The sequence below is a fragment of the Catenulispora rubra genome, assembly GCF_015356825.1.
In the GTDB taxonomy this organism is placed as follows: domain Bacteria; phylum Actinomycetota; class Actinomycetes; order Streptomycetales; family Catenulisporaceae; genus Catenulispora; species Catenulispora rubra.
The window spans coordinates 1-8,367 of the sequence record NZ_JAACYW010000404.1; the positions used below are offsets into that span (position 1 = coordinate 1).

At 71.5% G+C, this 8,367-nt stretch carries 5 protein-coding genes; 3 read left to right on the top strand and 2 right to left on the bottom strand.

The window, feature by feature from the left end:
• A partial coding sequence (locus tag GWK61_RS50395) for a PrsW family glutamic-type intramembrane protease (protein WP_228564305.1) occupies positions 1 to 1,360 on the top strand: 1,360 nt, incomplete at its 5' end.
• The gene (locus GWK61_RS50400; protein WP_194921046.1) at positions 1,357 to 2,688 is read left to right on the top strand and encodes a hypothetical protein; all 1,332 of its coding nucleotides are present in this window, start codon (positions 1,357 to 1,359) and stop codon (positions 2,686 to 2,688) included. The genes GWK61_RS50395 and GWK61_RS50400, both read left to right, overlap by 4 nt.
• Before the next feature lie 134 nt (positions 2,689 to 2,822).
• Here GWK61_RS50400 and GWK61_RS50405 read toward each other — a convergent pair whose 3' ends face one another.
• Both GWK61_RS50405 and GWK61_RS50410 read right to left on the bottom strand, forming a co-directional pair.
• Positions 2,823 to 4,328, bottom strand: a complete 1,506-nt coding sequence (locus GWK61_RS50405) for a UDP-N-acetylmuramoyl-tripeptide--D-alanyl-D-alanine ligase (protein ID WP_194921047.1) — start codon at positions 4,326 to 4,328, stop codon at positions 2,823 to 2,825.
• Complete coding sequence (locus tag GWK61_RS50410) at positions 4,325 to 5,590, bottom strand: D-alanine--D-alanine ligase family protein (protein ID WP_194921048.1); 1,266 nt, start codon at positions 5,588 to 5,590, stop codon at positions 4,325 to 4,327. Before GWK61_RS50410 ends, GWK61_RS50405 begins: the two co-directional genes overlap by 4 nt.
• Before the next feature lie 302 nt (positions 5,591 to 5,892).
• On the opposite strand from GWK61_RS50410, the gene GWK61_RS57900 reads away from it, so the two are divergent.
• The coding region (locus GWK61_RS57900; RefSeq protein WP_228564306.1) for an MGH1-like glycoside hydrolase domain-containing protein at positions 5,893 to 8,367 on the top strand (2,475 nt) is incomplete at its 3' end.

Genomic DNA, 8,367 nt, shown 5'->3' on the forward strand with positions numbered 1-8,367 from the left:
GCCCCAGCCACCCTCGCAGTGGCCATCGCCGCCTCCGCACGCACCTGCCCTCCCGGTCGGCACCAAGCGTGCCCACGATCGGCGCCTGGTGCTGCTGGCCGCAGCCAGCCTGGCGGTCTCGGTGGTCGGCGTCGTCCTGCGCGCCCTGCACCTGCTGCCCAGCTCGGCCGCCACCGGCATCGGGTTCGCCGCGGCGGCGATCGCGCTGCGGATCCTGATGGTCTTCGCCGCCCGCTCGGCCTCGGACGCGCACCGGGCCAAGGTGCTCAACCGGGTCTCGCTGGCCGGGCTCGCGGTTTCGGGCGCGGTGCTGGCCGTCGCGCTGCCGCGGATCACCAAGGCCAGCGGGATGGGGACGTTCTTCGGCGATGTCGTCGCGGTCGGTTGGACGCTGGCGCTGACGATGGTCGCGACCGGGACGGTGCGGACGCTGACGTGGCGGGTGTACCTCGGCGCCGGGCTCACGGGCCTGCTGGCGGTGAGCGCGCTGGTGCGGTTGGTGGACGTGCCGCTGTACCACCACTTCGGTCCGGACAGCCAGCTGGAGAACGCGGTGATCGGTCCGGCCATCGAAGAGGTCTTCAAAGCCCTGCTGCTGGTGCTCATCGTGTGGCTGGCGGCGCGTCGGCGCGACGTCCGTCCGTCGGCGCTGGACCTGATGCTGTTGGGCATGTGGGTCGGCGCCGGGTACGAGCTGTACGAGGATGCGATGTACGGCCGCGGCGGGACGCATTTCGGCTCCGTGCCGGTGCTGTCGCTGGTCTTCCCCGCCATGATCAAGTCGGACGCATTGTCGGTGGTGGCTACCGGGCATCTGATGTACACCGGCGTCGTCGGGCTGGGGCTCGGCGTGGGCGTGCTGTACCGGCGTCGCTGGCGGTTCGCGTGGCTGGCCGCGCCGGCCGGGTTCTTCTTCGGGTTCGCCGAGCATGCGGGGTTCAACGCCGTGGTGGTCAGCGGCGGCGGCGAGAAGCCGTGGTGGGCGAGCCTGTTGTTCGATGTCTCGCTGTCGGGCTACCTCTCCTCGCTGCTGCTGATCGGCGGCGGCACCGGGCTGGTGCTGTACGAGTGGCGACGGGCGACGAAGGCGCGCCTGGATCCCGCCTCGGCGGCGCCGGGGTGCGTGGCGTCGTGGAAGGGCTCGCAGGGGCAGGCGGTCGCGGTTCCGCGGTGGTTGTGGGTCACGCAGGTCGAGAGCGGTCGGCGCAGTGCGCGGCTGGCTGGCTTGCAGTGCCAGGCGCCTCGGACGGGTGTGCCGCAGGTACTCGCGCCGCCGCCGCAGGTGTTCACACCGCCCCCGCAGATGTCGCAAGTACCGCAGGTACCGCAATCCGTTCCGGTCGCAGGAGGCTGGTCATGAGTTCTCTGGTGCACATGCTGTTGGACCTGTGGCAGCACGGTGCCGCCGCTGCGGATACCTACCAGGCCGACCCGGCGTCGGCGGCTGCGTCCGGCACCGCTGCCGCGGCTCCGGCGATGTTGGCCTCAGCGGCGCCTCCGGCGCCTCCGGCTCCTCCGGCTCCTCCAGCAGCTCCAGCAGCTCCGGCGGCTCCGGCGGCGCCGGACAGCCCCGGCGGCTCGCCCGACGCTCCGTACACGCCCAACCCGCGCATGTCGGTCAACCCGGACGTCCCGGCGCCGGGCACGCCCACGCAGTCCGTCGACCCCGGTATGTCGGTCGATCCGGGTATGTCGACCCCGGACCAGGCGCCGCCGCCGGTCGCCGACCAGGGCTCGGGCGACGGGCCCGAAGCCGGCTCCGACAACGGCCCGGACGCGCCCGACGACGGCCCGCCCCCGCGGCCGGAACCGTACCCTGACGTCGGCCCGAAGTACGTGCCGCCGCCCGCCGACCCGTCCACCGCCACCCCGAACCTCGACAAGTTCACCGACACCGTGAACCAGTGGTCCGACGAGGGTGCGAAGTACGGCGAGATGATCGGCTCCGCGGGCGGCAAGTACGAGGGCAACGACTGGGCCCTCGGCGAGGTCGGCAAGGGCGCCGGGGCCATGGCCGGGATGGTCGGCGGGATGGCGTTCGGGGCCGGCGAGTTCATCGGCGACAGCATCCCGCCGTCGGTGTACGAGGGGCTGGCCAACGGATACGCGGACCTGCAGGCGCAGTTCGGCGATCCGGGCGACGCGGTCGGGCCGAACATGAGCCCGGAGCCGGTCTGGGGGCCGGGCCCCGGCCAGAACGCGACCCCGTGGCCCGGCACCGACCAAGGGGTGTGGCACCCGCCGATGGGACCGCCGGCCCAGCTGCCGCCGTCGGGGGATCCGGCGCCGCCGCTCTTCTCGGCGCCGCCCGCGGACCCGCCGCCGGTCAGCAGTCCCGAGCACATGACCCCGGCCGCACCGGCCGGCCCGGCCATGCACACGCAGAGCTGGACGCCGTCCTTCAGCACCGGCACCGTCCTCAACCCCGACGGCACCACCACCCTGCACTACCCGGACGGCACCCAGGACGTGCGAGCCCCCGACGGAAGCTGCTGGCGCACGTCGCCGGACGGCACGGTGGTCCAGGCGTGGCAGGAGCCGGCCGTCCCGCAATGGCATCCGCCGCAGTCCGTCGCAGGCGCCCAACCCGACGGCAGGACCGTCGTCTACCACCCCGACGGCAGCAAGGAACTGTGGCACGGGAACGCGCCGGTCGCACGCTTCGACTCGGGCGGGCGTCCGTTCTGACCGGGCGCCTGCTCTGACCGGGGGAACGGGAAGGGGGTGAGGACGGCCGGGCTCAGGGGGTAGCCCGGCTGTCCTCGACGGTCGGGTAGCTGCAGGCGGCGGGTGAACCGCCGCCCATGACTGCCGTCGTGCGGTCAGCCGCCGCCGATCAGTGCCTCCGCGACCGCGTTCAGGCCCAAGTCGTGCGAACCCTTGACCAGGACCACGTCATCGGGCCGGATGAGCTCACGGACCAAAGCCAGCGCCTCGTCGGCGTCGCGAGCGCGCTGGACGACCATTCCGGGCCCCCGCTCGCGCGCCGCGTCGGCCAGCGCGACCGGTCCGGTCCCGTCGTAGAACTCCGTGTCGGGACCGTCGACGACGACCAGCGCCGCGAAGCCCAGATCGGCGGCCAGAGTCCCGATCTGCCGGTGGCGGGCTGCTGAATCAGCCCCCTGCGCGACCATCTCTCCCAGGACCCCGACCACGCGCCGGGAATCGTCCGCGGCCAAGGCCCAGGTGGCGTACAGGGCCGCCGCCATCGACTCCGGGAAGGCGTTGTAGGCGTCGTCCACGACCGTGACCTTGTCGGTGTCGCGGGTCCGGACGGCCAGACGCGAGTCGGAACGGGGACCCGTGGCGCTCAGCGCCGCGGCGATCCGGTCCGTCCCGATGCCCAGTTTCCAGGCGACGGCAGCGGCGGCCAACGCGTTGCCGACCTGGTGCGAGCCCAACAGCGACAAGTGCACAAGGGCCTCGCCGTCGGGCGTCTTCAGCGTGAAGACCGGTTTGCCTTGCATCAGACGCTCGTCGACCGCGCTGATCACGGTTTGGCGGTCGCGGCCATGGCCGTGATCATCACCGTGAGCATGGTCACGGCTGAACCAGACCACCTCGGCATCGGTCTGCGCGGCCATGGCCACGACCCGGGGATCGTCGGCGTTGAGCACCGCGACACCGCCGGCCGAGCCCGCCGGCAGCGCCTGGACCAACTCGGCCTTGGCCTCGGCGACCAGGTCCAGCGGATCGCTCGTGGTGACCGCGTCCGGACCGGCGCCGGCCACGAACGTCTCCACGTGAGCGTTCCCGACCGCGAGCACCACACCGATCCGGGGCGGCGCTATCGATGTCAGATAGCTGAGATCCCCGGCGCGCGCCGCCCCCATCTCCAGAACCAGGTAGCGGGTCGCCTCGTCGGCGCGCAGCACCGTCAGTGGCAACCCGAGTTCGTTGTTGAAGGAACCTGCGGTGCCGACGGTCGGCGCCTCGTTCTCCAAGATCGCGGCCAGCAGGTCCTTGGTCGTGGTCTTGCCGAACGACCCGGTGATCCCGATCACCAGCGGATCGCCGTCGGCCGCCGTCCGGCCGTCGGCCAGCTGATGGTGCGCGAGCCGGGCCAGCGCGGCCCGGACGTCGGGCACCAGCACCGCCGGGGCCGGGACCGGCCGGGAGGCCAGGACCGCGCTCGCCCCGGCGGCCACCGCGGCCGCCGCGAACTTGTGGCCGTCGACCTGGGCGCCGTCGAAGGCCGCGAACAGCCCGCCGGGCACCACGTCGCGGGAATCCAGTGCCACCGATCCCCGCACGACCAGCAGCGGATCGGCCAGGTGCAGTTCGCCGCCGACGATTTCGGCTATGTCGGACAGTGTCAGCGCTTTCAACGCGCCTCCCCGGAAGCGTGAACGGCCTGGCCGGCCTGGCCGGCGTGACCCCCATGGCCCGCGTCGCCGCCCAGACTGCCATGACCGCCGTCACCGGCGCGACCCGCGTGCACGCCGTACCGCGCCGGCCGCAGCAGCGCCAGGTCGATGAGCCAGGACAGCAGCTGCGGCATCGGCACCCCGCTGGCGTCCCAGGCGCGCGCGAACGAGGACCGCGTCGTGAACCCGGGCATGGTGTTGATCTCGCAGACGTACAACTCGTCGGCCTGTTCGTTCCACAGGAAGTCCACCCGGGCCAGCCCGAAGCCGCCGATGGCTCCGAAAGCCTCCAGCGCCATCGCCCTCATCTGCGCGGCGACCTTGTCCGGGAGATCGGCGGGGACCACGAGCCGGGAATCGACGGCCTGGTACTTCTGCCGGAAGTCCAGCAGGCCGCCGTCGACGTCGATCTCGGCCGCGAGCGAGGCCCACGGCTCGCCGTCGGGGCTGACCAGCACCCCGCAGTCGAACTCGCGGGCGTCGTCGACGCCCTGCTCCACGATCACCGTCGGGTCCAGGGAGAAAGCCAGGTCGATCGCGGCCTGGAGTTCGCCGGGATCGGACACCCGGGTCACGCCGATCGACGAGCCGCCGCCCGCGGGCTTGACGAACAGCGGCCAGCGCAGCTCGCTGACCAGCGGGAGGAAGTCCCGGCTCGACGCCCGGTGCTCTGCGGTCAGCACGACGTACGGGGTCACCGGCAGGCCCTCGGCCCGGAGGGCGCGCTTCATCGCGACCTTGTCCATGCCGATCGCCGAGGCGCCGACTCCGCAGCCGACGTAGCGGACCCCGAACGCCTCCAGCAGGCCCTGGAAGACGCCGTCCTCGCCGAAGGCGCCGTGCATCATCGGGAACGCGACGTCGATGCGAGCCAGCACCCTGCTCGGATCGCTCGCGTACACCACGCTCAGCGACCCGTCGGAGCGGTGCGGGAGCAGTTCGACCGGCGTCCCGGCTATCGGCAACAGGTCGTCGATGGCGACCTGCGGGACGGGCCCGGTGCGGGCGTATTCCAAGGCTTCGGCCGGCAGCAGCATGTACTGCCCGCTCTTGGTGACCCCTATCGCGTGCAAGGCATAACGATCAGCGCGCAGGTTGCGGACTACCGCCTTCGCCGACGCGCAGGAAACGTCGTGTTCGGCGGACGGGCCGCCGTAGAAAATACCGACCTGGAGCAGGTCGTTGTCAAGATCCGTTCGAGCAGCTGCTGCTGTGGCGTGCATGTAACCCCCTATTCATGCCGACCATATCTGACGATGAATGGCCGATGTCTGAAGATTCCGCTTCGTGGGCCGGAGCTCAACCGCCGGCCGGGATCGCGGTGACTCTGTGTGCCCGGAAACCGGATCATGTTATCGCCCCGCCGTGGCGCCGACGTCCTACGGAGCGCGAACTACCGGCCTCGCCGGGGCATCAGGTCCTTGAATGAACGCGTTGAGGCACGCGGCCGCTGAGCCTGCTCGGGCCCGCTGCCGCGGTCCTCCCGAAATGCGCGTTATATGAGTGATCTCTAAGCTCGGGGACCATGCAAGCGGAGAAGGCCAGACTCGCGGCCGCCGACGAGGGACGCGTGCCGTGGCGCGCGTGGGGGCCGTACCTGGCCGAGCGCGCGTGGGGGACGGTCCGCGAGGACTACTCGGTCGGCGGAACGGCCTGGGACTACTTTCCGCACGACCACGCCCGCTCCCGGGCCTACCGCTGGAACGAGGACGGGCTCGCCGGGATCTGCGACGACCGGCAGTGGTTCTGCTTCGCACTGGCGTTCTGGAACGGCCGCGACCCGATCCTGAAGGAACGCCTGTTCGGGCTGGCCGGTCCCGAGGGGAACCACGGCGAGGACGTCAAGGAGTACTGGTGGTATCTGGACTCCACGCCGACCCACTCCTGGATGCGCTGGCGCTACCACTACCCGCAGGACACCTTTCCCTACTGCGACCTGGTGGAGGAGAACCGGGCCCGGGGCCAGGACTCGCCCGAGTACGAGCTCGTCGACACCGGCGTGTTCGACGAGGGCCGCTACTGGTCGGTGACCGTGGACTACGCCAAGGCCGGGCCCCGCGACCTGTGCGTCCTGATCAAGGCCGAGAACCGCGGGCCGCAGGAGGCGACGCTGCACGTGCTGCCGACGCTGTGGTTCCGCAACACGTGGGCCTGGGGGCTCGCCGACCACGGGGACTTCCCGGTCGTCCGCGGCGAGGGGTCGCAGCTGATCGGCGACCACCTGTTCGTGGGCCGGGTCGTGCTGTCCGGGGACGGGACGCCGACGCCGTTGGCGTGCGACAACGAGTCGAACGCGCGGCTGCTGTGGGACACCCCCGGCAGGTCGCAGTACCCGAAGGACGGGATCAACGACCACGTCGTGCGCGGTGCGCAGACGGTCAGTCCGGACTGCAGCGGCAGCAAGGCGGCGCTGCACTACGTGCTGACCGTTCCGCCGGGGGAGTGCGCCGAGATCCGGCTGCGGCTGACCGCGCAGGACCCTGATGGCGCTGAGGGTGTTGACGGCACTGACCGCACTGACCGCACGGACCGCACGACGAAGGCCAGGAAGTCCGCGACGGCGCATTCGCAGCCGCACCCGGCCTCGGGAACGCACCCGGACCTGGCCGCGCGCCCGGCCCCGGACCTCGGCTCCGGCTTCGACGCCGTCGTCGCCGCGCGCCAGGCCGAGGCCGACGAGTTCTTCGCCGACCTCACCCCGGCCAGCTGCACCGCCGACGAGGCGCTGGTGCTGCGGCAGGCCGTCGCCGGGCTGCTGTGGTCGAAGCAGTACTACCACTACAACACGGCGCGGTGGCTCAAGGGCGACCCGCTGTACCCGGCCGAGGGCAGCCGCGGGCAGGGCCGGAACGCGCGGTGGTGGCACCTGTCGGCGCGCGACGTCATCGCCATGCCCGACGCGTGGGAGTACCCGTGGTTCGCGGCGTGGGACCTGGCGTTCCACGCGGTCGCCTTGGCGCGCGTCGACCCGGCGTTCGCCAAGCAGCAGCTGGAACTGCTGCTGGAGGGCTGGTATCTGCATTCCTCGGGCCAGATGCCGGCCTACGAGTGGAACTTCGACGACGACAACCCGCCGGTCCACGCCTGGGCCGCGCTCCAGGTCTTCCATCTGGACGGGGCGCGGGACTTCGCGTTCCTCAAGCGGGTGTTCCGCAAGCTGCTGATGAACTTCACCTGGTGGGTGAACCACGCCGACCCCGACGGCGACAACGTCTTCAAGGGCGGCTTCCTCGGCCTGGACAACATCGGGCCCTTCGACCGGCACTACGGCCTGCCGCCGGGGACGTTCCTGCAGCAGAGCGACGGCACCGCGTGGATGGCGATGTACTCGCTGAACATGATGGAGATGGCGCTGATCCTGGCCCGGCAGGACAGCACGTACCACGACCTCGTGCCGAAGTTCTACGAGCATTTCGCGCTGATCGCCGAGGCCGCCTACCGCATCGGGCTGTGGTCGGAGGAGGACGGCTTCTTCTACGACGTGCTCCGCCTCCCCGACGACGGCCTCGTCCCGGTCCGCGTCCGCTCGGTGGTGGGCCTGCTGCCCCTGGCCGCCGCGACCTCCGTCCCGACCTCCAGCCTGCGCTCGATCACCGCCCTGGCGAACCGCGTCCGCTGGTACCAGTCGAACCGCCCGGAGTACACCGAGCACCTCGGCGACGACGCGGGCGGCGCCGGCGGCGGCCACCGGCGCCTGCTGGCGATGGTCGGCCCCGAACGGCTCCGCCGACTGCTGAACCGCATGCTCGACGAGGACGAGTTCCTGTCCGGCCACGGCCTACGCGCCCTGTCCCGCGAGCACCACGACCACCCGTTCTCCCTGGCCGTCGGCGGCATGCGCTACACACTCGAGTACGAGCCCGGCGAGTCCCGCACAGTGATGTTCGGCGGCAACAGCAACTGGCGCGGCCCGGTCTGGTTCCCAGTGAACTACATGCTCATCGACGCCCTCGACCGCTACCACGAGTTCTTCGGCGACAGCTGGCGCACCCCCTTCCCC